The organism is Phycicoccus sp. Soil803, assembly GCF_001429685.1.
In the GTDB taxonomy this organism is placed as follows: domain Bacteria; phylum Actinomycetota; class Actinomycetes; order Actinomycetales; family Dermatophilaceae; genus Pedococcus.
The window spans coordinates 3,307,975-3,333,533 of record NZ_LMST01000001.1; the positions used below are offsets into that span (position 1 = coordinate 3,307,975).

Annotated in this window: 26 protein-coding genes and 1 tRNA gene; 10 read left to right on the forward strand and 17 right to left on the reverse strand. The window is 71.4% G+C overall.

Translation table 11 applies throughout. The features are described from left to right. Positions 1-132 precede the first annotated feature (132 nt). The 11 genes from ASG95_RS15300 to ASG95_RS15350 all read right to left on the reverse strand — a co-directional run bounded on the left by ASG95_RS15300 (position 133) and on the right by ASG95_RS15350 (position 10,752). Positions 133-1,302: a lytic murein transglycosylase gene (locus ASG95_RS15300; RefSeq protein ID WP_057378002.1), complete on the reverse strand. Its 1,170-nt coding sequence runs from the start codon at positions 1,300-1,302 to the stop codon at positions 133-135. A gap of 123 nt (positions 1,303-1,425) precedes the next feature. Then, positions 1,426-1,938 carry a methylated-DNA--[protein]-cysteine S-methyltransferase gene (locus ASG95_RS15305; protein WP_057378942.1) on the reverse strand — a complete coding sequence of 171 codons (513 nt, stop codon included), beginning with the start codon at positions 1,936-1,938 and terminating at the stop codon, positions 1,426-1,428. 43 nt (positions 1,939-1,981) lie between these two features. Then, the gene (locus tag ASG95_RS15310) at positions 1,982-2,404 is read right to left on the reverse strand and encodes an HIT family protein (protein ID WP_057378003.1); all 423 of its coding nucleotides are present in this window, start codon (positions 2,402-2,404) and stop codon (positions 1,982-1,984) included. Between the two features lie 98 nt (positions 2,405-2,502). Beyond that, on the reverse strand, positions 2,503-3,222 hold the full coding sequence (locus ASG95_RS15315) for a hypothetical protein (protein ID WP_157582138.1): 720 nt from the start codon (positions 3,220-3,222) through the stop codon (positions 2,503-2,505). Continuing rightward, the gene (locus tag ASG95_RS15320; RefSeq protein ID WP_157582141.1) at positions 3,215-3,799 is read right to left on the reverse strand and encodes an RNA polymerase sigma factor; all 585 of its coding nucleotides are present in this window, start codon (positions 3,797-3,799) and stop codon (positions 3,215-3,217) included. The genes ASG95_RS15315 and ASG95_RS15320 overlap by 8 nt, the downstream gene beginning before the upstream one ends. Before the next feature lie 105 nt (positions 3,800-3,904). Beyond that, positions 3,905-4,690, reverse strand: coding sequence for a DUF1295 domain-containing protein (locus tag ASG95_RS15325; protein WP_057378006.1), 786 nt, complete (start codon positions 4,688-4,690; stop codon positions 3,905-3,907). Beyond that, positions 4,690-6,003 (reverse strand): cyclopropane-fatty-acyl-phospholipid synthase family protein, encoded by a 1,314-nt coding sequence (locus tag ASG95_RS15330; RefSeq protein ID WP_057378007.1) that lies wholly within the window; start codon positions 6,001-6,003, stop codon positions 4,690-4,692. Before ASG95_RS15330 ends, ASG95_RS15325 begins: the two co-directional genes overlap by 1 nt. After that, positions 6,003-7,337, reverse strand: coding sequence for a cyclopropane-fatty-acyl-phospholipid synthase family protein (locus tag ASG95_RS15335; RefSeq protein WP_057378008.1), 1,335 nt, complete (start codon positions 7,335-7,337; stop codon positions 6,003-6,005). The genes ASG95_RS15330 and ASG95_RS15335 overlap by 1 nt, the downstream gene beginning before the upstream one ends. Further along, the gene (locus ASG95_RS15340) at positions 7,334-8,065 is read right to left on the reverse strand and encodes a DUF1365 domain-containing protein (protein ID WP_057378009.1); all 732 of its coding nucleotides are present in this window, start codon (positions 8,063-8,065) and stop codon (positions 7,334-7,336) included. The genes ASG95_RS15335 and ASG95_RS15340 overlap by 4 nt, the downstream gene beginning before the upstream one ends. Beyond that, entirely contained in the window at positions 8,062-9,468 is a 1,407-nt protein-coding gene (locus ASG95_RS15345; RefSeq protein WP_082592668.1) for an NAD(P)/FAD-dependent oxidoreductase, read from the reverse strand. Before ASG95_RS15345 ends, ASG95_RS15340 begins: the two co-directional genes overlap by 4 nt. Positions 9,469-9,534: 66 nt before the next feature. Continuing rightward, a complete protein-coding gene (locus ASG95_RS15350; protein WP_057378010.1) occupies positions 9,535-10,752 on the reverse strand; it encodes a heparan-alpha-glucosaminide N-acetyltransferase domain-containing protein in 1,218 nt (405 codons plus the stop codon). 89 nt (positions 10,753-10,841) lie between these two features. Here ASG95_RS15350 and ASG95_RS15355 point away from each other — a divergent pair, with 89 nt between their 5' ends. The 4 genes from ASG95_RS15355 to ASG95_RS15370 all read left to right on the forward strand — a co-directional run bounded on the left by ASG95_RS15355 (position 10,842) and on the right by ASG95_RS15370 (position 14,164). Then, a complete protein-coding gene (locus ASG95_RS15355; protein WP_057378011.1) occupies positions 10,842-11,804 on the forward strand; it encodes a MerR family transcriptional regulator in 963 nt (320 codons plus the stop codon). A 127-nt stretch (positions 11,805-11,931) separates the two neighbouring features. Then, positions 11,932-12,192: a hypothetical protein gene (locus ASG95_RS15360; RefSeq protein WP_057378012.1), complete on the forward strand. Its 261-nt coding sequence runs from the start codon at positions 11,932-11,934 to the stop codon at positions 12,190-12,192. A gap of 2 nt (positions 12,193-12,194) precedes the next feature. Then, on the forward strand, positions 12,195-13,574 hold the full coding sequence (locus ASG95_RS15365; RefSeq protein ID WP_057378013.1) for a DUF4331 domain-containing protein: 1,380 nt from the start codon (positions 12,195-12,197) through the stop codon (positions 13,572-13,574). A gap of 110 nt (positions 13,575-13,684) precedes the next feature. Then, positions 13,685-14,164, forward strand: coding sequence for a hypothetical protein (locus ASG95_RS15370; protein ID WP_057378014.1), 480 nt, complete (start codon positions 13,685-13,687; stop codon positions 14,162-14,164). Positions 14,165-14,193: 29 nt separating this feature from the next. Here ASG95_RS15370 and ASG95_RS15375 read toward each other — a convergent pair whose 3' ends face one another. Beyond that, complete coding sequence (locus ASG95_RS15375) at positions 14,194-16,467, reverse strand: DEAD/DEAH box helicase (RefSeq protein WP_082592670.1); 2,274 nt, start codon at positions 16,465-16,467, stop codon at positions 14,194-14,196. 481 nt (positions 16,468-16,948) lie between these two features. Here ASG95_RS15375 and ASG95_RS15380 point away from each other — a divergent pair, with 481 nt between their 5' ends. From ASG95_RS15380 to ASG95_RS15405, 6 genes are all read left to right on the forward strand, one after another. Continuing rightward, positions 16,949-17,845, forward strand: a complete 897-nt coding sequence (locus tag ASG95_RS15380) for a cation diffusion facilitator family transporter (protein WP_057378015.1) — start codon at positions 16,949-16,951, stop codon at positions 17,843-17,845. A gap of 304 nt (positions 17,846-18,149) precedes the next feature. Continuing rightward, on the forward strand, positions 18,150-19,364 hold the full coding sequence (locus ASG95_RS15385) for a hypothetical protein (protein ID WP_157582144.1): 1,215 nt from the start codon (positions 18,150-18,152) through the stop codon (positions 19,362-19,364). A gap of 249 nt (positions 19,365-19,613) precedes the next feature. Continuing rightward, the gene (mraY, locus tag ASG95_RS15390; RefSeq protein WP_057378943.1) at positions 19,614-20,726 is read left to right on the forward strand and encodes a phospho-N-acetylmuramoyl-pentapeptide-transferase; all 1,113 of its coding nucleotides are present in this window, start codon (positions 19,614-19,616) and stop codon (positions 20,724-20,726) included. Positions 20,727-20,902: 176 nt separating this feature from the next. After that, on the forward strand, positions 20,903-21,199 hold the full coding sequence (locus tag ASG95_RS15395) for a DUF3303 domain-containing protein (protein ID WP_056922347.1): 297 nt from the start codon (positions 20,903-20,905) through the stop codon (positions 21,197-21,199). A 56-nt stretch (positions 21,200-21,255) separates the two neighbouring features. Further along, entirely contained in the window at positions 21,256-21,609 is a 354-nt protein-coding gene (locus ASG95_RS15400; protein ID WP_056922346.1) for a cupin domain-containing protein, read from the forward strand. 25 nt (positions 21,610-21,634) lie between these two features. Continuing rightward, positions 21,635-22,639: a serine hydrolase gene (locus ASG95_RS15405; RefSeq protein ID WP_057378018.1), complete on the forward strand. Its 1,005-nt coding sequence runs from the start codon at positions 21,635-21,637 to the stop codon at positions 22,637-22,639. 96 nt (positions 22,640-22,735) lie between these two features. On the opposite strand, the gene ASG95_RS15410 is transcribed toward ASG95_RS15405, so the two are convergent. From ASG95_RS15410 to ASG95_RS15430, 5 genes are all read right to left on the reverse strand, one after another. After that, positions 22,736-22,825 (reverse strand) — tRNA-OTHER (locus tag ASG95_RS15410). A 235-nt stretch (positions 22,826-23,060) separates the two neighbouring features. Continuing rightward, entirely contained in the window at positions 23,061-23,771 is a 711-nt protein-coding gene (locus ASG95_RS15415) for a class F sortase (RefSeq protein ID WP_057378019.1), read from the reverse strand. Then, positions 23,771-24,535: a CHRD domain-containing protein gene (locus ASG95_RS15420; protein ID WP_057378020.1), complete on the reverse strand. Its 765-nt coding sequence runs from the start codon at positions 24,533-24,535 to the stop codon at positions 23,771-23,773. Before ASG95_RS15420 ends, ASG95_RS15415 begins: the two co-directional genes overlap by 1 nt. Positions 24,536-24,667: 132 nt before the next feature. Further along, positions 24,668-25,114 (reverse strand): hypothetical protein, encoded by a 447-nt coding sequence (locus ASG95_RS15425; RefSeq protein WP_235543917.1) that lies wholly within the window; start codon positions 25,112-25,114, stop codon positions 24,668-24,670. Beyond that, on the reverse strand, positions 25,111-25,533 hold the full coding sequence (locus ASG95_RS15430; RefSeq protein WP_057378022.1) for a cupredoxin domain-containing protein: 423 nt from the start codon (positions 25,531-25,533) through the stop codon (positions 25,111-25,113). Before ASG95_RS15430 ends, ASG95_RS15425 begins: the two co-directional genes overlap by 4 nt. Positions 25,534-25,559 lie beyond the last annotated feature (26 nt).

Here is a 25,559-nt window from a genome sequence, read left to right on the forward strand (position 1 = left end):
GCCGTCCTCGCTGACGTCTGCTGTGCGGACCAGCAGTCACTCTCGTCAACGACGCTAGACCCCTGGGTATGCCGTTCGGTCACCTCCCTGCGCGAAGTGCGACGCGCGTCACGTCGCCGTCCCACCAGCTGGTCAGCCGGCGGGTGACGGCTCGGGGTCGGGCGGCGAGCTGGTGGACGAGGCGGGGGGTGGTGTCGTCGTGGTCGGGGCCGGGACGGTCGGCTCCGGAGTGGGGTCGCTCGGTGTCGTCGTGGGTGGTGTCGTGGGCGTCGTGGGTGGCGGACCGGGCTGCGTCGGCGTGGTCGACGGGCTGCTCGTGGTGGGGGTGTCGGGTGGGTCTGCGGCGGTCGGAGGGGGCTGCTTCTGGGGGGCCTTGGTGGGCGTCGACTGGGCGTGCTCGGTGGCCTGGTCGGCCTTCTCCGCCTTGTCGTCGTCGGGTTCGGGCTCGGCCAGCGCGCTCGCCCGGCCACCCGACCCGACCCGGAACGCCACGCTGGTCAGCGCGGCCAGACCGTGCTGGCGGAAGTACGAGACCCACTCCAGCACCGCCGAGTGGTACGCGCCGGACTGGTTGTAGGACAGCACCGCCGACCTCAGGTCACCGGTCCTGGACAGGTCTCGCCCGCCGAGGCAGAGGTAGCCGGCCGTCGCGAGGGCGGCGTCGAAGACGTTCTGCGGGTCGCGGCGTCCGTCGCCGTCGCCATCGCGGCCGGCCCAGCGCCAGGTGCCCGGGAGGAACTGCAGCGGCCCCATCGCCCGGTCGTACTGGCCGTCTCCGTCGTAGCTGCCGCCGTCGCTGTCGTGCACCACCGCGAACGGCCCGCCGTCCAGCAGGGGTCCGTAGATCGCTGGCGTGACCCGGTGCCCCGAGGTGACCGACCGGCCACCGATCGAGCCCGACTCGACCTGCCCGATGGCGGCGAGGTGCTCGGGCCGGAGGTGGCAGCTCTGCGGCGACCGGGCCACGGCCCTGCGGTAGGCGGCCACCAGGACGGCCTGGGGCGTCCCCGGGGCGGGCGAGCTGCCGTGGGCACCGGTGCGCGGGGGTCGGGGCGGCTGGCGCAGGCCGGTCACCAGCGAGGTGGGCGGTCCGGTGTGCTCCAGGGCCACGGCCTCGGCCGGCCCCAGGTCGTCGAACGAGTACAGCGCAGGCACGGCGACGAGGGCCGGGGTGGTGAGGTCTGCGGCGGGTCGCAGACGAGCGTCGGTCGACCGACCGGCCGGGGGCGACGTGGAGGCACTGAGGAGCACGGTCGCAGCCGCGAGCACCGCCGCGCCCGCCCGGCGCCTCCGCATCCACATGGCGCCCCCTTTCCACCGTGGATCCTCGCGGTCGCGACCACACCGACAGGCACACTCCGGGCAATGCCGGACGAACGGACGAGCACCAAACGGACAGGGGTCACATCCGTCACAGGTCAGCCGTCAGAACAGGCGGTGCGCCTCGTCGGCGGGTGGCTCCTCCAGCGCGAGCAGGAAACGCTTGCGGTCCAGCCCTCCCGCGTAGCCGACCAACGTGCCGTCGGCCCCGATCACCCGGTGGCAGGGCACGATGATGCTGATCGGGTTGCGGCCGTTGGCCCACCCGACCGCCTGGCTGAGGCTGACGTCACCCAATACCCGGGCGAGCTGTCCGTAGCTGCGCGTCTGCCCGTAGGGGATCTCGCGCAGCAGGGCCCAGACCTTGAGCTGGAACTCGTCGCCGCGGGGTGCGAGCGGCAGGTCGAACTCGGTGCGCTCCCCCGCGAAGTACTCGGCGAGCTGGGACGCGGCACCGCGCAGCACCTGGTCGGCCGACCCCGGCTCGGCAGCCGCACCCAGGGTCTCTTCGGACGGGTCGCGGTCGGGCAGGGCCATCAGACACCCCACCAGGGCGCCGTCCTCGGCCACGAGGGTCAGCTCGCCGAGCGGCGAGGGCGTGACGAGGTGGCTGCGCACGGAGCCGATCCTGCCAGCCCCCGGTGACAGGGCGCCGGGTTGGTCAGCTCGGAGGTGGCGGGAGGACGGCAGCCAGCCGCGCGGCATACTCCTGCGCCTCGTCGTCCGAGGCGTAGGTGGTGCGGGGCCAGAAGAAGCCACGCAGACCGTCGCCCTTGGTGCGTGGCACGACGTGCACGTGGAGGTGTGGCACGGACTGCGAGACGACGTTGTTGACCGCGACGAACGAGCCTTGCGCGCCGAGACCCGCGACCACGGCGCCGGACAGCCGCTGGGCCGCCCCCATCAGCACGGGGAGCAGCTCAGCGGGCAGGTCGACGAGCGTGTCGACGTGGATCTTCGGCACCAGCAGGACGTGCCCCTTGAAGACCGGTCGGGTGTCGAGGAAGCCCAGCGTGAAGGGCTCGTCGAGCACCACGGTTGCCGGCAGCGCGCCGTCGATGATCCGGCAGAACAGACAGTCCACGGGCGGACTCTAGCCGCGCGTCGGGGCCGGACGCAGATGGTGGCTGCCCCGCGGGTGCGGGACAGCCACCAGCTCAGCTGCCGGGTATGCGGTGCCGGTCAGCCGCCGTGGGAGCCGCCACGGTGCGAGGAACCCTCGTCGCCCTGGTCCTCACCCTGGTCGTCGCCCTGGTCGTCGCCCTCGTCATCGCCCTGCTCGTCGGCGTCGTCGCCGCCGGTCGGGTGGGCCGTCGGCGAGTGCTCGGCCCGGTGGTCGATCTCACCACCGCCGTTGACGTCGGCGTGCTCGTCGTCGCTGCCCTGGCCGTCGTGGTGGTTGGCCGAGGCGGTCGGGTTCGCCGTGTGCGTCGCGGCGTCCTCGTCGGTGCTCTCGTCGTCGGACGTGTCCTCGGTCTCGGGGGCCTCGGTCTCGGGGGCCTCGGTCTCGGGGGCCTCGGTCTCGGTCTCGGTGGACGTCGACGTGGTCGTGTCGCTCGGGTCGTCCTGCTGGACCTGGGCGGGCTCACGGTCGGGGGCGCCACCGGTCGCGGCCACGGCGACGCCGCCGATGGCCGCCAGGGCGAGGGCTGCGCCGACGGCCACGGCAACGCGGCCGGCTCGGCGGATGGGAAGTCGGACAACGGTCACGAGATCGCTCCTCTGGGGGGATGTGGTGCCCAGACCCTGACCTGCGGGTTCGTCGAGGAAGGCGGCCAGCTCGGCGCTGGCCGCCACCGGCCCCTGCGAGGCCAGGGCACGCAGCGCCTCGACGGCAGGGGCCGCCGAGTCGCTGGCGGGCACGTGCAGTCCTCGGGGGGTGAGGTCTTCGGGTTCAGGCATGACGGGCGTTCAATCGCGCGAGGGCGTCCCGGGGATACGGGTCCGGCGAGAGTTTTCTCCGCAGGCGCGCAAGCGCCCGGTGCTGCAGGGACTTCACGGCGCCGAGGTCCTTGCCGAGCACGGCCGCCGTCTCCTCGAGGCTGAGCTCGGCCACCACCCGGAGCGCCAGCACGGACCGCTGGTCGGCGGTGAGGGTGCCCAGCGCCGCCACCACCTGCTCGTCGGCGATGGCCGCGAGGGCCGCGCTCTCGGCCGAGGGGGAAGCTGGTTCGGATCCCAGGTCATCGAGCGTCAGCCAGGTCCCGCGGCGGGTTCGCTGCCGGTGCCAGTCCACCTGCCTGCGGTGCGCGACGGTGAAGACGAGCGCGCGAAAGGCTGCTCCCCCACCGGAGAACCGGTCCATCTGCCGGAACACCGCGAGGAAGACCTCGCTCGTGACGTCCTCGGCGTCGGCCACGCCGTGCGAGCGGAGGTACGCGGCCACTCGGGGCGACAGGTCGAGCCAGAGCTGTCCGAACGCAGGACGGTCGCCCACCTTCGCCCGGGCGACGGCGGCGTCCATGAGAGCACTGTCCACGGTCTCCACCTCCACTCGCACCTGGTCCGTGGCGCCCTGCTCGCCAAGGCAGGACAGTAACGGGTCCGAGCGAGGTTTGCGCTCGTTTGCGCCAGTCTGAGACCGTCAGCGTCGGGGTGGCCGCGGGAGGAAGTAGCTCGTCCGCTGCTGGTACTCGGCGTAGCCGGGACGCTCCGCCATGTGCTTCTCGAGCAGCCTCGCCCCGGTGGCGAACACCAGGAAGTAGGTCATCGCCACGGGCGAGAGGATGGTCAGGACGCCCGGCCAGGCGCTCGCCGCCACGAGCCAGGTCCCCCACCAGACGCAGGAGTCGCCGAAGTAATTGGGGTGCCGCGTCCAGGACCACAGCCCACGGTCCATCACGGTGCCCTTGTTGGCCGGGTCAGCCTTGAAGTCCTTGAGCTGCTTGTCGCCCAGCGACTCGAAGGAGACGCCGAGCAGCCACAGGGCCAGGCCCACCACAGCGACCACCACCACTCCCCCGCCCGCCGCGGCGCTGACCTGGATCGGCAGCGACACGAACCACACGGAGAGCCCCTGGATGCCGTACACCTTCCGGATGGCGACCAGGGTCGGGTTGCCGGACTCCTTCTCGAGCATGGCGGCGTAGCGCGGGTCCTCGCCCTTGCCGCGGTTGCGCTGGTGCATGTGCCACGCGAGGCGCAGCCCCCAGGCGGCGATGATGCCGAACAGTGCCAGGCGACGCCAGACGGCGCCGTCACCCACGACGGCGGCCACGGCTGCGACGACGACGAACCCGAGCCCCCACGTGGTGTCGACGACACTGACCCTGCCCTGGCGGTGCCCCTCCACGGCGGTGGCGACCATCAGCAGGACGATGGCCAGGAGCGAGAACCCAGTGACCGCAAGGAAGTTCGAACCGTCGAACATCAGGACCAGTCCGCCGGTCGCGCCGGCTCGAGGTCCGCGAGCCCGCGGTCGGGGCGGACGGCCAGGATCTGGTCGACCCCCATCCGGCCGTCACGGAAGGCCATCGCGCCACCAACCAGGTAGAGCCGCCAGACGCGCGCGACCTCCTCGCCGACGAGGGCCACGACCTGGTCGAGGTTGTCCTCGAAGGTGCGGTGCCAGGCCGCGACGGTGCGCACGTAGTGCTCGCGCAGGGCGTGCACGTCGCGCACCTCGAGCCCCGACGCCTCGATGAGGTCGACGGTCGCCCCGACCGGCCGCATGTGCATGTCGGGAGCGATGAAGGACTCGATGAACGGACCACCGCCGGGGTGCCGGCCGCGACGGGACATCTGCTGCACGAGGACGCGGCCACCCGGGCGCACCCGGTCGTGCAGCACCTCGGCGTAGGTCGGGTAGTTGCGTCGGCCCACGTGCTCCCCCATCTCCAGGGACACGACCGCGTCGAAGTCGCCGTCGGGCACGTCGCGGTAGTCCTGCAGCCGGATCTCCACACGGTCCTGCAGACCTCGCTCGGCGATGCGGGCGTCGATGAAGCGCTTCTGCTCCGCGGCGATGGTCACGCCGACGACCTGCGCGCCGAAGTGCTCCGCGGCATACAGGCTCATCGAACCCCAGCCACAGCCCACGTCGAGCAGCCGCGATCCCGAGCCCAGCCCGAGCTTGTGGCCGACGAGCTCGAGCTTGTCGCGCTGGGCGTCCTCGACGGTGTAACCCTCGTCCTCGGAGCGCCAGTAGCCGCACGAGTAGGCCATGTGGGGGTCGAGGATGAGGCTGTAGAAGTCGTTGGACAGGTCGTAGTGGTGGTGGATCGCCTGACGGTCGCGACCCAGGCTGTGCAACCGTCCGCTCAGCGCGGCCTGGCTGGCCGGTGCGGGCAGGGGTAGTCCGATGGCACCCGCACCGCGGGCGACCTTGAGCAGCGCCGCGATGGCGGCAGGCGTGGGACGTATGCCGGTGAGCTGGCGCTCGTGGGCCACCGCCCGGACGTGGGTCAGCGCCTCGTCGAGGTCACCCTCGACGTCGAGCTCACCGGTGACGTAGGCCTGCGCGGCCCCGAGCTCGCCCGGGTGGCGCAGCAGCCGGCGCAGCGCGCGCGGCGATCGGAGGACCACGTGGGGGGCGTCAGCAGGTCCGGCCTCGCTGCCGTCCCATGCGGTGAGTCGCACCGGCAGCTCGCCGCCGGCGAAGGGGGCCAGAGCCTTCGCGATCTCGCCCGCGACGCCGGATCGCCCTGTCACGGTTGGGGACTCGACCCACTCGAGGGTGGTCATCAGGCTGCCTTCCTCTCGAGCACGAGCTGCTGGACGTCGAGGTAGCCCGAGCGGAAGCCCGCTCGTGAGTACTCGAGGTAGAAGTGCCACATCCGGTCGAAGACCTCGTCGAACCCGAGCGCGTGCACCCGGTCGAGGGAGTCGAGGAACCGCTCGTCCCACAGTCGCAGGGTTTCGGCGTAGTGCTGCCCGAACGAGAGCCGCTCGCTGACGTGGAGGCTGGTCTCCTCGCCGCTGACATCGATGATGGCCTCGGTCGAGGGCAGGAAGCCACCGGGGAAGATGTACTTGTTGATCCACGTGTAGGTGTACTTCGTGGCCTGCATGCGGTCGTGCGGCATGGTGATCGCCTGGATGGCGACCTTGCCGCCCGGGGCCAGGACGCTGTCGATCTTGCGGAAGTACTCGCCCCAGTACTCGTGCCCGACGGCCTCGATCATCTCGACCGAGACGACCGCGTCGAACTCACCCTCGACCAGCCGGTAGTCGAGCAGCTCGACGTCCACGGAGTCGGCGTGGCCGGCGACGGCGATCCGGTCGCGGGCCAGGGCCTGCTGCTCGCTGGAGAGGGTCACCGACAGCACCCGGGCACCGCGCGACGCAGCGCGGATGGCCAGCTCGCCCCAACCGGTGCCGATCTCGAGGACGCGGCTCCCGTCACGTACTCCGGCGGAGTCGAGCATCCGGTCGATCTTCTGCCGTTGCGCGTCCGCCAGCTGGTCCCACGTGGGGACGGTGGTCGGCACGCTGGTCGTCACCACCTCACCGGCCACGGCCCGACCGGAGTCCTCTGCCCCGTCGAAGAGGGCCGAGGAGTAGCTCAGGGTGCCGTCGAGGAAGGTCGCGAACATGTCGTTGGACAGGTCGTAGTGGCGCGCGATGTTGGTGCGGGTGTTGGTCGTCGTGTTCTTCTCGGTGTGCGGGGCGCGAGCGACGTAGAAGGCGCGGAGCTTCTGCAGGGGCTCCGGGATCAGTGTCCCCATCTGGGCGGCGAAGACCTCGAGCAGCCCGCCGAGGTCCTCGGCGTTCCAGTCGCCGGTCATGTAGGACTCACCGAAGCCGATTAGCCCACCGGCGCCGAGCGCGGCGAAGAAGCTCTCGGGGCGCTCGATGACCATCAGGGGCGCCGTGGGGTCGGTGGCGGCGCCGCCGACGATGGCCTCACGCCCGAGCTGGATGCGCACGGGCAGCCGTCGTGCGACCGAGAGGAAGATCTTGCGGGCGACTGCACCCTCGACGGCGCGGCGCGCCTTGGCGCGGCGTGCCGTGAGGTCGGGCCAGCGGCTGGCGTCGATGGCGGGCCGCGTGGACAGGCCGGCGGTGGCGGTGGTCACTGGACTGCCTCCTGGTGGTGTGAAGGGCGCGGCTGGACCGGCAGGCGGCGCAACCACAGGCGGATGCCGTGCCAGCGGATTCGCGCGGCGACGGCGAGGGGCTCGAGGGGCTGGGTGACGGCAAGGCGCAGCACCGTCGTGGCGCGAACGGGCAAGGCGCGTCCGCGCAGGCCGGCCACGAAGGGCGCCTGGTCGGGGCGCTCGAGGACCACCTGCACCTGCACGGTCTCGCCCGGGTTCGGGATGGTCAGCCGGTACCGGCCGGAGACATCGTTGAACGGTGAGACGTACAGGGCCTTGTCCACCTCGGCGTGGCCCTTGTCGTCCGCGTGGACGAGGTAGGCGTGCCGGTCGCCGTAGGTGTTGTGGACCTCGACCACGTTGCAGGCCAACCGCCCGTCCGGCGTGTGACACCAGTAGACGCTGATGGGGTTGAAGACGGTCCCGACCACGCGTGGCATGGCCAGCATAAGGATCCGGCCGCCCTCCAGGTCGATCCCCTGGGTGGCGAGGAAGGTGTCGAGGTTCTCGCGCAGCGTGTGGTCCGGCGACCCGAGGTGGTCCCGGGACTCGAAGCTCGCGAGTGGACCCAGCAGCCCCAGTCGGGGCAGCTCGTCGAGGTCCACCAGCCAGGTGTGGCTGCGGTGCCGGAAGCTGTGGCGCAGCGGGGTCGTGCGGGCGTGCACGATCGAGGTCGCGTAGATGCGAGTGGCGGCGGGTGCCTTCACCGGGCGCCCATCTCCTCGAAGTCGCCCTCGGCACCGGCGACGAGACCCGTCGCGTCCGCGACCGACACGTCCTCGTGGGCGCTCAGGGCCACGTCGGGGCGGTGCCGACCGGCAGGTGCGGTGGGCTCGTCCTCGACCCACGGCACCCCGAGCGCCTCAGCGGCGACCGCGCCGGACCGCGCCCCGTCCTCGTGGAAGCCCCACCCGTGGTAGGCGCCCGCGAACGCGATGCGGGCGGTGTTGATCTCGGGCAGTCGTCGTTGGGCTGCAACGGATTCCGGGGTGTAGAGGGGGTGCTCGTAGCGCATAGTGTCGATGACGAGGCCCTGGTCCACGCAATCCACGCCGTTCAGGGTGACGAGGAAGCGACGGTCGTTCACGTCGAGCCGCTGGAGCCGGGTCAGGTCGTAGGTGACCAGCACGCCGGTGCCGTCACCCTCCGCCCGCCGCCAGTAGTTCCACGAGGCCCGCGCGCCCGATGCCGTGGGCAAGACCGACTCGTCGGTGTGCAGCTGGGCAACGTTGCTGGAGTATGTGATCGCGCTCAGCACGTCGTGCTGGGCCCGGGTCGGCTCAGCGAGCATGGCCAAGGCCTGGTGCGGGTGTGCGGCGATGACGACCGAGTCGAAGACATCCTCGACGCCGTCGACGTCGGTCACCACGACACCGTCGGCGGTCTCGACGACCGAGCGCACGGGAGTCGACAACCTGATGTCGGCAATCCCGGCCGCGAGTGCCTCCACGTAGCGCTGGGAGCCGCCGGTCACGGTGCGCCAGGTGGGCGAGCCGAAGACCGTGAGCATGCCGTGGTGGTCGAGGAACTCGAACAGGTAGCGGGCCGGGTAGTGCAGCGACACGGACGGGTCGCAGGACCAGACTGCTGCGACCACCGGCTCGAGGAAGTGGCGGGTGAAGTAGGGGCTGAAACCGCAGCGCCCGGCGAACGAGCCGAGGGTCTCGTCACGGTTGGTGTCGGTGGCCTGACGGGCGAGGACCGCCTTGGCCTCCCGGTGGAACTTCTTCACCTCCGTGAGCATCCGCAGGTACCTGCCGTTGGTCAGGTTGGCCGCCCGCGGGAAGAGTCCCCGGGCCGCGCGCGCACCGGCATACTCCAGGCCGGCCTCGTCGTCGCGGACGGACATGCTCATGTCCGACTCCTGCGTCTCCACGCCGAGCTCACGGAAGAGGCGCAGGAGGGTGGGATACGTGCGGTCGTTGTGCACGATGAAGCCGGTGTCGACGCCGATCGTCCGGCCGTCCACCGTCACCTCGTGGGTGTCGGCGTGGCCGCCGAGGCGGCAGTCGGCCTCGTAGAGGGTCACGGCACCGCGGGTGCTGAGCACGTGGGCGGCGGTGAGCCCGGCGACTCCGCTGCCGATGACGGCGCGGCGTGGTGCAGACATGGGGATCCATCCGGTCGGGGTGACGGTTCGCCAGTGATTCGGCACGCCAGACCTGCTGGATTGGGGTCACCGGCGCCGTCGTGCGCCGCCCCCGCTCGCGGTGCTCGGCGCAGGGTGCGTCCACGGGGCGGCCGCGGCCCGCGACAGCCGGGCGACGAGCGTCTCGAGGGGCCCCCTGAGCGGCACCAGGGCGAAGCCGGCACCCACCCCCAGCACGATGAGCACCTGGTCGGGGTAGTTGGCCGGCGCCTCGAGGTCGGGCCACCAACCCTCGCCCATCATCAGGACGTGCAGCGTGTAGAGGCTCAGGGTCATCGCCCCGCCGCCGAACACCGCGGCCCAGACCCGCGGCCGGACGCGCGTGGCCAGGAGGCACAGCCCGAGCACCGCCGTCGCAATGCCGATCGTCTGTGCCAGGTCGAGGGGTGACCCTGAGTGTGGCGCAACCGTGGCCAGCCACCACCAGGAGCCGGTCGGCGTCGTGCCGTGCAGACCGTGGGTCAGGGTGGCGGCCAAGAGGTCCGGGTCCTGCCCCACCCCCTGGTCCGGGTAGGTCGCAGCGAGGGCGGCCCGGGCGTCGTCGCGGGACAGGAGCACCCGTGAGAGCACCGTGCCGGCCACCGCCACGCCGACCCCGCCCACCAGGAGCACCACGTCGACGCCCCGGCGGAGCAGGTCGGTGCGCCCGATCGCCATGCCGGCCAGCAGGTAGGCCAGCCAGACCGCAGCCGGGTAGTAGCCGACGAACAGCAGCTCGTTGAACAGGTGGAGGGGCGCGGTCAGGGACCCGGGCGTCGGGCTGCCGACCTCGTGGCCGGGAAGGTGCGGCCGCAGCACCAGGGAGAGGGCCGGCCCGGCCACCGCCCAGACACCGGCCAGGAGGGCCAGCGCGGGCGCCCGCAATCCCAGGAAGGGCAGTCCCAGGAGGAAGAGGACGGCGTAGTAGGCCAGGATCACGGCGATACCGGTCGGCACCAGGCCGAGCGTCAGGCCCAGCGCACCGATGACCAGGCTGCGGACCACCAACCTGGTCGACACGGCATACCTCTCTCGTCCGCGCACCGGCCGGGTGCGGCCGCTGACGAGGGCGACGCTGACCCCCGCCAGCACGGCGAACAGGGCCGAGGCGCGGCCCCCGGCCACCTGCTGCGCCCACGGCACGTGGGTGCCCACGAGTCCGGGGAGCATGTGGGTGGCCATCATGCCCACGAGAGCCAGGGCACGGGCCACGTCCACCCCCACGACCCGGCCCGGCGCGACCTCGGGCAGGAGGGGCCGACTCATGCCGTCATCCTGTCAGCCACCTCCTCCCATTGGGCTCCTCACCTGCGAACTTGTCCATGCTTTGCGCAACGATGTGGGACCCTGCGGGGGTGTACACGATTGGGCACGCCGCCCGCCTGACCGGCGTCCCGTCCGCCACGATCCGGGCCTGGGAACGCCGCTACGGACTCGTGCGCCCGGTGCGCACCGAGGGCGGCTACCGGCTCTACGACGAGCAGGGCCTGCAGCTGCTGCGGGCGATGGGCGCCCTCGTGGCGGCCGGCTGGTCCCCGAGCCAGGCCGCCGAGCACCTGCGCTCCGACGTCACCTCGGACGGCGACCCGCAGAACGCGCCCTGGGATGCCTACCTCGTCACCGATGAGCGGGACGACAGCGGGGAGACGGCGCACGCGCCCGCGACGGACGACGCCGCCGACCGGGATGCGTCCGGCGCCTGGGACGTCACGGCCCTGGCCCGCGGAGCCGCCGAGCTCGACCCGGTGGCGATCGACGAGGCCATCACGACGGCCTTCGCGGCCGGCCCCCTGGAGGAGGTCGTCGAGGTCTGGCTGATGCCCGCCCTGGAGATGCTCGGGGCACAGTGGCGGGCTGGCCGGGTGGACGTCGCCGGCGAGCACGTGGTGAGTGCGACCGTGCACCGACGGCTGGCGATCGAGCTGGACGCGGTCACCCCGGGTGCCGGCGGACCCCGAGTGGCCGTGGGTCTGCCGCGCGGCGCCCAGCACGAGCTCGGGATCCTGGCGTTCAGCGTGATGCTGCGAAGAGCCGGCGTCGACGTCCTCTACCTCGGGGCCGACCTGCCCGCCCAGCACTGGGTCCGCGTCGTCCAGCAACAGCGGCCGGCCGCCGTGGTGATCGGGACCCCGACCCCCACCGACGTGCTGTCCACCCGTGAGACGGTCGCTGCCCTGCGCGCCGTCGACCCGGTGCTGCGGGTCCACGTCGGCGGAGGCGCGCAGTTCGAGGTCGGGCAGGGTGCGGTGACCCTCGGGCACTCCGTGGCCACCGCGGCCCACAACCTCGCCCTCGCGCTGGGCCGCGCCGCCAGCTGAGGACTCCAATCCGGCGATCTCGACGGCGCCGAATGTGAGGTGGGTCACGTCAGTCTGGGTGCTCCGCGCTGGCGATGCCCACCACCGCGCGGGATCCCGCTGCCCGCGCACTCTCAAGGAGTGAGCAATGAGCAACACCTCACGGCGAGTCTTCCTGGCCGCGGCCGGGTCGAGCGCTGCCGCCGCCGCGGCCCTCGCGGCTGCCCCGGGGGCCCTGGCCGCCCCTTCCGGCCAGCGGCCGGATGACTCCGCACCGGACGACGAGCCCCTCGTCGCCTACATCGACGACGTGACCACTGGGCGCGTCGCCATCCTGTTCGGCGAGGACGAGGTCTTCGTGCACGACGCCGACCTCGTCCGTCGGCTGACCCGAGCAGCGAGGAGGTAGCCATGTCCTCGCACCGCGAAGCCCCGGAGGTCTCCAAGGACCCGGTGGCGGACAACACCGACGTCTACGCGTTCGTCAGCCCCGACAAGCCGGACACCGTCACGCTGATCGCCAACTTCATCCCGTTCCAGAACCCCCAGGGCGGACCGAACTTCTACGAGTTCGGTGACGACGTCCTCTATGAGATCCACGTGAGCAACCGCGGCGGCGCGCGCGCCGACGTGACCTACCAGTTCCGGTTCCGCACCAAGGTCCGCAACGACTCCACCTTCCTCTACAACACCGGGCCCATCACCTCGATCTCCGATCCGGCGTGGAACCGTCCGCAGTCCTACTCGGTCACCCGGGTGGCCAGGGGCGACTACCCCCGACTGCTCGCGAGCCGGCTGTCCTGCCCGCCGGTCAACATCGGCCCGCGCAGCACACCGAAGTACGCCACCCTGGCCGGCCAGGCGGTCCACTCGATCCAGGGTGGACGCAAGGTGTTCGCGGGCCAGCGGGCCGAGGGGTTCCACGTGGACCTCGGGAGCATCTTCGACCTGGGCACCCTCCGCCCGTTCCAGATGCTCCACCTGATCCCGTCCGCGGCAGCAGTCGGCGTCAACGGCACCCAGGGGCTCAACGTCCACAGCATCGCCATCCAGGTGCCGATCTCGGACCTGACCCGCAGGGGCAACAAGCCGACCGACCCGCTGGACGCCGGGTCCGTCATCGGCGTGTGGGCCACGGCCAGCCGGCAGAAGTCGCGGATCTGGGACGACGTCGCCGAGCGCTATGCCTGGCGGGGTCCGTTCAGCCAGGTCTCCCGGCTCGGGAACCCGCTGTTCAACGAGGTCATCACCCCGATGGCCATGAAGGACCGCTGGAACGCCCGGCAGCCCCACGACGACTCCGACTTCGCCCGCTACGTGGCCAGGCCGGAGCTCGCCAAGCTGCTGCCGGTCCTCTACCCCGGGGTCTTCCCGAACCTGGCCGGCTACACCAAGGACCGGGCCGACCTGCTCGCGATCCTGCTGACCGGCATCCCCAAGGGGGTCGTCCCGGGCTTCCAGAACTACACCGGGAGCACCCAGGCCGACCTGCTGCGGCTCAACGTCGCGGTGCCCCCGACCGCGAACCCCAACCCGATCGGGCTCGTCGCCGGTGACGCCGCCGGGTTCCCGAACGGGCGCCGGTTGATCGACGACGTCGTGGCGATCGAGCTGCGGGCCGTGGCCGGGGCGACCATCCCGCTGGTCGACCCGAGCTTCACCCCGGACGGGGCAGCCAGCGTGGTCACCGACGGCACGTCGAACACGAACGCGCCCTACCTCGACGCGTTCCCCTACCTCGGCCACCCGGCCGGGGGCTACCAGACGCTGCCCGGGACCCCCGCGGCCTGACCCACGTCGTGGCGGCGGCCGGGTCCACCAGCGGCCGCCGCCACGACCTCCTCGGGTGACCGCCCGAGCACAGCGCGAACAGTAGGAACACGAACAGCCAGGAGGCCGCCATGGGCGGAACGATGGAGAACCCGTATGCCGGTCAGGGACCGGTGCTGCTCGACATCGGTGGCGACGTGGGGGCCCTCGTGGTCGTCATGCCACCGGAGACCGACGGCCTGGAGGTGGAGCTGCGCCCGGCCGGCGCGACCGCCGCGGGACCGACGACGCAGACGCAGGGACACCGCCACACCGACGGCCACGACCACCACGAGCCCCACCACCACCGCCACGACAGCGATCACCACGACAGCGATCACCACGACCACGACGACGCCGGGACCACCGGCCACGGGGCGGACCCCGCCCACGCGGCATACCCGCACGTGGGGGTGGTGGCCCGTCCCGACGGTGCGGGCGTCGTGCACTCGCTGGTCTACCCCTCGGTGACCGAGGGTGAGTACGAGCTCTACCAGCTGCCCGACGGACCCGTGGTGATGACCGCGTCGGTCATCGGCGGGCAGGTCACCCGGAACCGCTGGCCGGGGTGAGGCACGACGAGTAGCCGAGCCGAGGACGGCTACTGGGTGGCAGACAGCTCGGTGGTCGAGAACAGGTCGACCACCGGGGCGGGGGCGGTCGGCGCCGCCGACTGCGACGGCTTCGTCGTCGGGCCCGCCAGGGCGATGGCGTCCAAGGCGTCGGCGTCGGCGTCGGCGGCACCGAGCTCCTCCGTGAGCGCATCGGTGAGCAGCGCGACCAGCGCCTCCAGCTGGACGTCGGCGGAGGAGCCGACCTCCTCGTCGGAGCCGTCCAGCGCTCGGGCCGCCAGCCCGGCCTTGGTGTCGATCAGCTGGGCGATCTTGGCGTCGATGGTCTGCGCGGCGATGATCCGCCAGGCGGTGACCGGCTCGGCCTGACCGATCCGGTGGACGCGGTCGATGGCCTGGGTCTGCTCGGCGGCAGTCCAGGACAGCTCGGCGAGCACGACGTTGGACGCGACCTGGAGGTTGAGGCCGACCCCGGCCGCCGTCAGCGAACACACGACGACCGCGACCTCGGGGTCGTTGATGAACGCGTCGATGTTGGCCTTGCGGACCTTCGCGGTCTGGTCGCCGCGGATCGAGGAGTACTTCATGCCACGTCGCGCGAACGTCTCCTCGGCCACGTCCATGACGTCGATGTGCTTGGCGAAGAAGACGACCTTGCCGACGCTGCGGGCGAGCTGGCCCGCGTAGTCGGCGGCGAGCCCGGCCTTGGCCTGGCCGATGCGACGCATGACGGTGAAGACGTTGTCGCCCGACTTGGCCTTGCTGCCCTCCTCGCGCTCCCAGGTCGCGACCCGACGGACGAGGTCGTGGTCGATCCCCTCGACGTCCGGGCCGGCGGTGCGGGCCGCGACGGCTGCGTGGTAGCGCTTGACCAGTCGGCGGGCCAGCTCCTGCTCGGCGGCGCGGATGGATCGTCCGGCGTCGTCGTCGAGCTCGACCGGCAGGTCGGCCACGCGACGGGCCGGGATGTCGGCGGCGACGTCGACCTTGCGACGCCGGACGATGCCCTGCTCGATGACGCTGGTGCGAGCCGCGGCGTAGAAGCCGGAGTCGGCCGGCGTCAGGCCGGTCTCCTCGAGGGCCGCCATGAGGGCGTGCCGCGGCTTCTTGTCGTCGATCCAGCCGAGGAACTGCCAGATCGCCTTGAAGTCCTCGATGTCGTTGATGAGTGGCGTGCCCGTCAGCGCCATGAGGAGCGGGTTGGGGGTGCGCTGGCGGATCCGGTCGGCCAGCTGCAGGACGTGCTGCGAGCGCTGCGACGTCTTGTTCTTGATGAAGTGCGCCTCGTCGACGACCATGCCGCGGAAGCCGAGGTCGCCGAGCCACCCCACGTGCCGGTCGAGGACCTCGTAGTTGACCACCACGATGTCGGCGAACCCGTCGATGGTGTCGCCGTTGCCGTGGATCACCGTGGCGGGGTGGCCGGGAGTCCACAGCTCCGCCTCGTGGGCCCAGTTGGCCTTGACCACGTTCGGGACGACGACGAGCAGCGGGTAGGCGTCGGCAGCGCTGGCGGCCAGCAGGGCCTGTGCGGTCTTGCCGAGACCCGGCTCGTCGGCGAGCAGGAAGCTGCGGTGGCCGGCGGCGGCCGCAGCGACGACCTGGCCCTGGTGCCGCATCAGCTGCAGCTCACCGGCGCCGCGCAGGACGCTGGTGGGTTCGGGCAGGGGCATGCAGGAGGAGTCGCCGCCGTACTCGAACGCCCGGAAGAGCGGACCGAGCAGCTCCCAGCTGGCCAGCCGTCCGGTCGTGGGCTTGCGGGGGGCGACCGCACTGAAGTCGGGAGCCAGAAACGGGTTCGCGAGCTGGCGGGCGACGACCGACTGGGGCACGGCGCGGCGCTCGGGCGCAGGGGCGAGTCCCTCGGGAGCCTCCTCCTCGACCTCTTCGGGCTCGGCTTCGAGGCCGGCCGCGCGGAGCATGTCGCGTCGCAGCGTCGCCGCCGCGTCGCTCACGACGGCGTCCTCGGCCAACAGGGCCAGCAGCGAGGTGTCCCGGGCGGCCGTCTTGGCCAGGATCGTCGCGACGCCGTCGAGCCGCTTGAGCTGTCCGTCGCGCTCGGCCACGGTGACGGTGGTGTCGGCCTTGACCCTGGCGCGCTCCTCGCGCACGAGGAGCGCGACGACCTGGAACTTGGCGCGTCCGGAGGGCTTGACCCGACCGCGCTGGGCGTCGGTCTCGACCTCGCGCACGGCGCGAGCCAGCACGGGGATGATCCCCTCGTTGTCGAGCGCACGCCCGCGGCGCTGGGTGCGCTGCGCGGGTCGCTGACCGCCGGACTGGCGCTGGCCTCGCTGAGCCAAGTACTCCTCCTGAAGGATGCCCGCGACGTGCGGGCCGAGCGAACGACGGGCCACCCCGCGTGTGACGGTGTGGACACCGGGACGGAACGGCCTGGAGACCGTTCCTTGCTCGTCCCATGGTGTGCTGGGACGGATCGACGTGCCGTCCCCGACGGCGCGCCCACGGCGTGCAACCGACGACCTGCGGTCGCGGGGCCCGCCAGGCGCTGAACCGAGTCGGCGCCAGAAGTGCGGTACGGCCGGGAGCCGGTACGCGTCGATGGTACCGCGCCGCATGCCTGCGCAGCGAACGCCGCGCTGCCGACGCCAGGTCGCGGGCCGAGCAGCCGCGAGCCCGTGGTATGCCGCGTGGCCACCACGCGGCATACCCGCACCGCCCAGCGCGGCCGACGGGGCCGTCCCGTGTGCTGGCATAGGATCGAAGCATGCGCTGCGTGAGCGGACCCCTCGCAGCCGAGCCCACCTCTCCGGCCGCGACCCAGTGAGCAGTCACGCGCACGGGCACCCCGGGGCGACGCACCGGTGGCGGCTGCGGACGGCTTTCGTGCTGGTCGCCGGCTTCTTCGTCGTCGAGCTGGTCACCGGGCTGGTGTCGGGGTCGCTCGCGCTGCTGAGCGATGCGGGCCACATGGCGGCCGACGTGGTCGCGCTGGGCGCGGCGCTCGTCGCCACCCGCATCGCGGCGCGGCCCGACAGCAGCGGGCGCCGCACGTTCGGCTCCTACCGCGCCGAGGTGTTCGCCTCCGGGCTCGCGGTCCTGCTCATGCTCGGCGTGGCCGGCTACATCGTCGTCGAGGCACTCGGCCGGATCGGCGACTCCCCCGACGTCGCCACGGGCGCGATGCTCGTCGTCGGGGCCATCGGTCTGGTCGTCAACGTCGCCTGCCTGAGCTTGCTGCGCGGCGGTGCGGCCGAGTCGCTCAACGTCAAGGGCGCGTACCTCGAGGTGGTGGCCGACACCCTGGGATCGGTCGGCGTCATCGTTGCCGGGGCGCTGGTGGCGGCCACGGGCAGCGCCTGGTGGGACACGGCCATCGCGCTGGCGATCGCTGCCTTCGTCGCGGTGCGGGCCGTGCAGCTGGGTCGCGAGGTCCTGGGTGTCCTCGGGCAGCACGCCCCAGCCGGCATGGAGGCCGAGACCGTGGCGCACGCCCTCGCCGGGGTCGACGGGGTCATCGACGTCCACGACCTGCACGTGTGGACCCTGACCTCGGGCATGAACGTCGCCACCGCCCACTTGGTGACCTCGGAGAGCGCCGACGCCCACGGGGTGCTCGACCGCGCCAGGCAGGTCATGCGGTCGCAGTTCGGGGTCGAGCACGCCACCCTCCAGGTGGAGCCCGACACGCACACCGGGTGCAAGGAAGTCACCTGGTAGCAGTGCGGTCCGCGTCGTTCCGGACGGCCCGGTGTTTCGAACGGCTCTGTGGGTTTCGAACGGCTCCGTGGTTCCCCCGCACGGCCGTCGCGTGATTTTACGCTGGTGACCCGGATCTCGCAGCCGAACCGGTGGAGTCCTTACCCGACTCCACCGAACGTATACCGAGGGATGGACAAATCTGCCCCCTTGGCACTGTTTCGCCCGCAGCGCCGCCCGTTCGGCGCCATATTGGCGATCCAGAACCCAAACCGAGGGGGTGGGGGGCATGGTCCCAGTGGTCGTCCGGCTGAAGGAGGCTGGTGTGTGCGCATGCGGACAGGTCGTCGCGGCCGGCGAGCGCGCGGGCTCGACGCGTCAGTCGGGCCTGGTGGTGTGCCTCTCGTGCGTGGCTGCGTTCTCCACGGCTCCTGACGAGGACATCCTGAGCGTCTACTACGAGGCGCCGGCCCCGGGCCAGGACGCAGACCTGTCCGTGTCGCTGCCCGAGCCTGTCTCCGTCGTCATCCCCGCGGACTGGGGGCCGTCCACGCCGAGCAAGCTGCCCGCGTGGCAGCGTTCGGCCGGCATCACCGTCGACCTGCCGCCCGCTGCCCCCGTGGGTCCGGGTCGCGTCGAGCCTGCGGTGCCGCCGGTGGTCGTGCAGTTCGCCCCGCCGTCACCGGTCGAGGAGGACGCTCTTCGCGCAGCGGAGGTCGAGTCCCCCGTTCCCACACCAGTGCCAGCTGCGCCGGCTGCCCCGGTGGCAGAAACCCCTCCCCCCGCTTCGGCGGCAGAGACCCCTCCCCCTGCTCCGGCGGCAGAGACTCCTCCCAGTGCTCCGGTGGCAGAGACCGCTCCCGTCGCCCCGGCTCCTCCCGTGGACGCCGCCGCGGCAGAGGCTCCTGAGCCCGCGACCTCCGTCATCGCCGTGTCGCACGAGGCCGTCGCGATCGTCGGCCCGTCGCACCGACGCCGCACCTTCCTGCCCGCCGGGCTGCTGGCGCTGCGCGCCTCCCGCGGTCGGGACCCCGGCGTGACCGGCACCCCCGACGGCGCCACCCGGGCCATCCTGGACGCCGCAGCCGACGCCGGCGTCCTGTCGCTGCACGACCGGCACATGCCGGGTCGGCGCGGCCGCATCGCGCACCTCGCTGTGGGGGCTGGTGGCGTCTACGTCATCGACGTCGTGCGCGCCAAGAACGCCTCTGTGGAGGTGCGTCCCGCCGACGAGCCGGCTCCGGTGGCCCGTGAGCTGCTCGTCGGCGGTCGCCCCATGACGTCGACCGTGACCGCGACGCAGGGGCGGGTCGAGATCGTGCGCGCGCTGCTCGACGAGGTCGGGCTGTCCGCGGTGCCGGTGGTCGGTGTCATGTGCTTCGTCGACGCCGCTGTGCCGACCGATGCCGACCTCGAGGTCGACGGCGTCCAGGTCACCGGCAAGACCGGTCTCCCGGCGCTGGTCCGCAGTGAAGGCGCCCTCGAAGGGGACCACCTCGAGACCCTGGCGGAGTACCTGGCCGAGCGTCTGCCCGCCTGACCCCTTCCGACTTCCTGCCACCAGGCCCTCACGGAGCCCTGTCTTCCCGGCCCCGGTGAGGCACTGGTGGCACCACGTCGGGCGCGAGTGGGCATCGGCGCGTCGAGGCGGTCGGCCTTCGCGCCGTCGCCTAGGTTTGAGGACCAGCAGGGCAGCCGGCGCAGCGGGGGCGCGTCGCGGGTTGCCCCATCCGGCAGGACCGCTCGGACGGCGGGTCCCGGTTGGCCGGTGGCACACGAAGGGAAGCTGATGGTCAACGTCCTGCTCGCCGGCGGGATCTCGATGGCTGTGGCGCTGCTCGGCACCCCGTTCTTCACCCGGTTCCTGGTCCGGCGTCAGTACGGCCAGTTCATCCGGGACGACCTCACCCAGCACCACTACAAGCGGGGAAAGCCCACGATGGGCGGCGCGGTGATCATCGGCGCCACCGTGGTCGGCTACTTCGTCTCCCACCTGGTCCTCGTCGCGGTGAGCTCCAGTGGCGCCATCGCGGTCGCGCCGGGTCGACTCTCCCTCAGCGCGCTGCTCGTGCTCTTCCTGCTGGTCGGGATGGGGCTGGTCGGCTTCCTCGACGACTACACGAAGATCTCGAAGGCCCGCAGCCTCGGGCTCACGTCGAAGCAGAAGCTCCTCGGCCAGACCCTCGTGACCGTGGCCTTCGCCATCCTCGCCCTGCTCGTGACCGACGGCTCCGGGCGCGCCTCGGCGTCCACCGCGATCTCTTTCATCCGGGACACCCCCGTCGACCTCGCGGTGGCTGGTCCGGCGCTCGGGCTGGTCCTGTTCATCCTGTGGGCCAACGTGTTGGTCAGCGGCGCCTCGAACGGCGTCAACATCACCGACGGGCTCGACGGACTGGCCACCGGTGCGTCGGTCATGGTCTTCGGCGCCTACAGCGGCATTGCCCTGTGGCAGTACAACCAAGCCTGCGCCATCGCCCCCGGCCCAGGCTGCTACGACGTGCGGGACGGGCTCGACCTCGCCGTGGTCGCCTGCGCCATCGCCGGAGCCTGCTTCGGCTTCCTGTGGTGGAACGCCTCCCCGGCCAGCATCATCATGGGCGACACCGGGTCGCTCTCCCTCGGCGCCGCCCTGGCGGGTATGGCGATCCTGACCCGCACCGAGCTGCTGCTGGTCATCCTCGGGGGCCTGTTCGTGATGATCACCATGTCGGTCGTCATCCAGGTCGTGAGCTTCAAGCTGACCGGGAAGCGGGTCTTCCGGATCGCCCCCATCCACCACCACTTCGAGATGATCGGCTGGGCCGAGATCACCATCGTCATCCGGTTCTGGATCATCGCCGGCATCTGCGTGGTCTCCGGGCTGGGGCTCTTCTACGCCGAGTGGGTCACCGGCCAGTAGCCAGCGACGCCGGGGCTGGGGCTAGGCCGTGGGCCCTCACTCTTTTGCCGGTGGCCTCCTCGGGTGGTCGGGACGACCCTGAGAGCGACGTCAGCTGTGGCAGGGTCGCGGCGTCTGCAACGGGGGACGTCACCCCGGCGTCACCCGGATCCGACCCGGACGGGAGGTTGCGGATCATGTTGATGCACGTTGTGTGGGAGTGGGCCGATGCAAGCGAAGCAGGCGGCGCCCGCGCCTTGGCGGTGTTCCAGGGCTGGAAGCCGCCACCCGGCGCCGACTTCCAGGCCTTCTACGGCTTCGCCGACGGGGACGGCGGTGTCGCCCTCATCGAGGTGGACAGCGCTGCGACCCTGGCACGGGCGGTGAGCGCGTTCACCCCCTGGCTGCGGTTCACGGCCAAACCCATCCTCCCCATCGAGGAGTCGGCCGGCATCGCCGGCGAGGGGATCGCCTTCCGGGCCACGATCGGCTGACGCCTGTCGCCCGGCCCTGCTCTCCCACCCCACCGCACGACCATCCGGAGGTCACCATGACCGACAAGCAGAACATCGAAGCTCCGCACGAGCGCCGGCCCTTCAAGGACCACGGCCACATGGACGTGGTCACGCTCGGCGGTTTCACGCTCGGCCGCGGCGTGTTCGAACCGGGCTGGCGCTGGTCCGACGACGTCAAGCCGATCGCAGGCACCGACTCCTGCCAGACGCACCACACCGGCCTCTGCCTGTCCGGGCAGATGACGGTCCGGTTCGACGACGGCAGCGAGCTGGAGGTCGGCCCGGGCGACGTCGTGGACATCGACCCCGGACACGACGCCTGGACGGTCGGCGACGAGCCGTGCGTCCTGGTCGACACGGGCGTCGCTGCCTACGCCAAGCCGAGGTGACCGAAGGCTCCAGTACCTTCGGGTCATGGAGTCGCTCGGGGACGCCCTCGCCCGACGCGCTGAGGACGAGGGCTTCTCGGGTGTGGTCCGCGTCGACCGCGGCGGCCGGACCGAGGTCGCCCAAGCCTTCGGTCTCGCAGAACGGGCCTTCGGAGCGCCCAACACCCTGACCACGCGGTTCGGGACCGCCAGCGGCTGCAAGGCCTTCACGGCACTCACCGTCGTGACCCTGGTCGACGAGGGTCGGCTCTCGCTGAGCACCACTGCGCGGTCGCTCCTTGGCGACAGCCTGCCGGAGATCGACGATCGGGTCACCGTCGAGCACCTGCTCGCGCACCGATCCGGCATCGGGGACTACCTCGACGAAGAGGCCGACTTCGATCCCACCGACTACGTCATGCCGGTGCCCGTCCACCAGCTCGCGACGACCGAGTCCTATGTCAGCGCGCTCGATGGATATCCGACGAAGTTCGCACCGGGCGAGCGGTTCTGCTACAACAACAGCGGCTACGTCGTGCTCGCGCTCCTGGCCGAGCGCGTCACCGGCACGCCCTTCCCCACCCTCGTGGCGGAGAAGGTGTGTGGCCCCGCTGCCATGGACCACACGGCATACCTGCGCGGTGACGAGCTGCCAGCGGGCGTCGCCCGCGGTTACCTGGGCCCCGACGGGCTGCGCACCAACGTGTTGCACCTGCCCGTACTCGGCAGCGGCGACGGCGGCATGTACACGACCGCCGAGGACCTCGACCGCTTCTGGACCGCACTGTTCGCAGGGCGGATCGTCCCCATGCGTCGGGTGCACGAGATGGTGCGACCACGGAACGACGTGCCGACGGAGGGCCGTCGCTACGGCTTGGGCTTCTGGATCCACCGGGAGCGGGACGTGGTCTTCCTCGACGGCTGTGACGCGGGGGTCGGGTTCCGCAGCGTCCACGACCCGTCCACCGGCGCCACGTGGACCGTCCTGTCGAACACCACCGACGGGGCATGGGCGATCGCAGCCTTCCTCGAGGAACGCCTGCTCGGTTAGCTCGCGGGAAGCGGCAGGCCAGGCCAGCGCCCAGCGCGATGGACGCGACAGCAGAAGGCCCGGACCAGTGGTCCGGGCCTTCTGTGTGTGACGCGTTGGTAGCGGGGGCAGGATTTGAACCTGCGACCTCCGGGTTATGAGCCAGCCCAGCCCACGTCTCAGGTGTTCCGCAGCCTCTCCCCCGCCGCACGAAATCTCAGGGTCGCGTCCCCGTCCTCGCACCGCGTCTCAAGCCGTCCCGCCACCTCCCGGTTACACATCTGGCTACATCTCCCAGCCTGCAAGACACGTCTGGTCATTGGCCTGCTTGGGGTACCCGCGCACCGATACACAGGCTGTGTTTCTGGCTTGGTGGCCCGGAACTGGCCAGCGCCTGTTGCACAGAAGGTCGGAGACGCCGAGTGGCCTAGCGATGGCCGCTTCAGGACGTGAGGTGGGCGAAGGCGACGATGTTGTCGACGTAGTGACCGGTGGACTGGTCGAAGGCTCCACCGCACGTGATGAGGCGCAACTCGGCGCGACCCCTGGTGTCGCCGTATACGGTCGAGGTCGGGAAGTCCGCCTTGGAGTAGCGCGCGACGCGGTCGACGACGAAGCGGGCGGTCGAACCGTCCTTGCGGAGGACGCTCACCGTCGCGCCCTTCTGCAACGACCCCAAGCGGTAGAAGACCGCGGGACCGGACTTGCTGTCCACGTGCGCCCCGATGACGGCGGGGCCGAACTCACCCGGGGTGGGGCCGCCGGCATACCAGCCTGCTTTGGCGAAGTCGGTCGGCGCCTGGAGCTTGCCCTTCTTGTCGAGGGTGAGGTCGACGATGCCCTTGGTGTTCACGCCGATGGATGGAATTCGGAGTGCGACAGGCGAACTCGGCTCCATGATCGGACCGAAGTCGGGGGTGGTGGGTGCCGCTGTCTTGCCTGCCCCGGACGTGGGGGAGGACGTCGCGCTCGGTGCCGAGGTCGACGGAGCCGGGGAGGTCGTGAAGGCGGACTGAGCCGCGTCGGGCTGCGGCGGTGCCTGCGTGCCCGAGAAGGACTTCACCACGAGCAGCCCTCCCACGAGGAGGAGCACGACGGTGACCGCCGCGGCAATGCTGCCGCGACGGTCACCGAACTTCGTGGAGAGGGACATCAGGCGCGGTTACGAGCCTTGCGAGCAGTGAAGGCACCGGTACCCGCGGCAGCGAGCAGGAGGCCGCCACCGAGGAGGAGCATGCCCTCGTTGTTCGGGGTGGAGGTGCCGCCGGCGCCCGTGTCCATGCCACCGGCCGGAGCCGCGCTCAGGACGCCACAGATGGCCGGGTCAGTGGCCTCGGTGGGCAGGCTCGGGTCGAGGTCGCTCTTGGTGTCACCGTCGTACTTGCCGTTGTCGTTGTGGTCGACGCCGTGGACGACCACGACGGCCTTGCCCTCCGTGATGGCCTGGGCCACGTCGGAGGAGACCTTGATGCTGCCGCGCTCGTAGTTGATCTTGCCGCCGGGGGCGGTGTCGAACCGGTCAACGGCGAGGCCGCTCTTGGGCGAGGTGTCACCGGTCTTGGTGAGGGAGACGACGATCGGGCCGTAGGCCGGGCCACCGTCGGTGGTGTTGATGGTGCCGTCGCCCTTGGCGTCGTCGCCGGCGGCGGGGCACTCGTGCCTCGCGTCCGCCCCGAAGTGGATGTGGGCCGCGTGCGGCTGGTCGGGAAGGAGGCCGTTCGCCGCCATGGTCACGTCGATGCGGGTGCCGCTGACGGTCACCATCGCGGTGCCGCTGCCCTTGACGCCATTGAGGACCACGGGGCGAAGGGTGGCCATCGTGTTCCCGTCGGCCGCCTGCGCAACGCCTGCACCGAGGAAGGGCAGCAGGGCGGCAGAGCCCAGGGCGATGGTCGCGATCTTGGTGGTGGTACGCATTCGGTAACTCCTTGATCCGCGGCCGCTTCGGGTCGCACTGGAAACACACTTGTGCAGGTACTTCGTCGCCCTTCACGACCCAGATGGGTGCAAAGCTCAACTTTCTGCGCGACTGGCTCGCTCCTACGCAGGTCAGGCGCCTGTGCGGTCGCGACGCGACACCACCAGCCCGGCGGCAGCGCCCACGGCGGCGACCGCCTCGGCGACGGCGCTCAGGGACTTCTCCGTGAACCAGACCGGCTCGTACATCGCGGGTATCGGCCCCAGGGCTGGAACGTCGACATACCTGTAGAGCACCACGGTCACACACGCACTCACCCCGACGGCGAAGGCCGCCAGCAAGGCGGCCCGGCTCCCGCGCCATACCACCCAGACGGCCACCACCAGGGCTGCCGCCGCCTCGATGCGGAAGAGGTTGCCCGCACCGATTCCGCTGGGGGCCGACTGCTGGTAACCGGGCGCGAGGTGGAGGTGGACGACCGTGTCGACGACCAGGGTCACCGCGATCGCTGCCCGCAGCACGAGGTGCAGCACGCGGGGGGCACGATCGGCTTTCGCGTGGCCCGATTGGATGGTCACTTAACCACGAGGGTGCTGGTCATGTTCGCGTGGAAAGTGCAGACGAACGTGTAGCTGCCGGCCTTGTCGGGCGCTTTCAACGTGGCCGTCCCCTTGGGGTCGATCTTCACGTCGAACCCGCCGTCCTTGGAGGTGACCGTGTGGGCCTGCGAGTCGTCGTTGCTGATCGTGATCGTGGCCCCGGGGGCGACCGACACCGGCACCTTGTAGGCGAAGTCCGAGATGGTGATGACCGACTCGGACTCCTGCGCCGGCGACGACGACGACGGCGCCGCTGAGCTGCTGCTCGAGGACGACATGTCCATGCCCGACATGGGGGAGGTGGATGACGAGCCGGCGTCCCCACTCGACGAACCACACGCAGACAAGCCCAGAGCCAGGACCGGGACGACAGCGAGCAGCGAGATCTTGCGGGTCATGTGATGCCTCCAGATCGGGCGGCCGC

What these genes read in the sequence shown, in the direction of transcription:
- ASG95_RS15300 (WP_057378002.1), bottom strand. Translation starts at nt 1,302, where the DNA reads ATGTGGATGCGGAGGCGCCGGGCGGGCGCGGCGGTGCTCGCGGCTGCG.
- ASG95_RS15400 (WP_056922346.1), top strand. Translation starts at nt 21,256, where the DNA reads ATGACCGACAAGCAGAACATCGAAGCTCCGCACGAGCGCCGGCCCTTC.
- ASG95_RS15350 (WP_057378010.1), bottom strand. Translation starts at nt 10,752, where the DNA reads ATGAGTCGGCCCCTCCTGCCCGAGGTCGCGCCGGGCCGGGTCGTGGGG.
- ASG95_RS15345 (WP_082592668.1), bottom strand. Translation starts at nt 9,468, where the DNA reads ATGTCTGCACCACGCCGCGCCGTCATCGGCAGCGGAGTCGCCGGGCTC.
- ASG95_RS15330 (WP_057378007.1), bottom strand. Translation starts at nt 6,003, where the DNA reads ATGACCACCCTCGAGTGGGTCGAGTCCCCAACCGTGACAGGGCGATCC.
- ASG95_RS15395 (WP_056922347.1), top strand. Translation starts at nt 20,903, where the DNA reads ATGTTGATGCACGTTGTGTGGGAGTGGGCCGATGCAAGCGAAGCAGGC.
- ASG95_RS15365 (WP_057378013.1), top strand. Translation starts at nt 12,195, where the DNA reads ATGTCCTCGCACCGCGAAGCCCCGGAGGTCTCCAAGGACCCGGTGGCG.
- ASG95_RS15315 (WP_157582138.1), bottom strand. Translation starts at nt 3,222, where the DNA reads ATGCCTGAACCCGAAGACCTCACCCCCCGAGGACTGCACGTGCCCGCC.
- mraY (WP_057378943.1), top strand. Translation starts at nt 19,614, where the DNA reads ATGGTCAACGTCCTGCTCGCCGGCGGGATCTCGATGGCTGTGGCGCTG.
- ASG95_RS15430 (WP_057378022.1), bottom strand. Translation starts at nt 25,533, where the DNA reads ATGACCCGCAAGATCTCGCTGCTCGCTGTCGTCCCGGTCCTGGCTCTG.
- ASG95_RS15405 (WP_057378018.1), top strand. Translation starts at nt 21,635, where the DNA reads ATGGAGTCGCTCGGGGACGCCCTCGCCCGACGCGCTGAGGACGAGGGC.
- ASG95_RS15415 (WP_057378019.1), bottom strand. Translation starts at nt 23,771, where the DNA reads ATGTCCCTCTCCACGAAGTTCGGTGACCGTCGCGGCAGCATTGCCGCG.
- ASG95_RS15420 (WP_057378020.1), bottom strand. Translation starts at nt 24,535, where the DNA reads ATGCGTACCACCACCAAGATCGCGACCATCGCCCTGGGCTCTGCCGCC.
- ASG95_RS15360 (WP_057378012.1), top strand. Translation starts at nt 11,932, where the DNA reads ATGAGCAACACCTCACGGCGAGTCTTCCTGGCCGCGGCCGGGTCGAGC.
- ASG95_RS15370 (WP_057378014.1), top strand. Translation starts at nt 13,685, where the DNA reads ATGGGCGGAACGATGGAGAACCCGTATGCCGGTCAGGGACCGGTGCTG.
- ASG95_RS15325 (WP_057378006.1), bottom strand. Translation starts at nt 4,690, where the DNA reads ATGTTCGACGGTTCGAACTTCCTTGCGGTCACTGGGTTCTCGCTCCTG.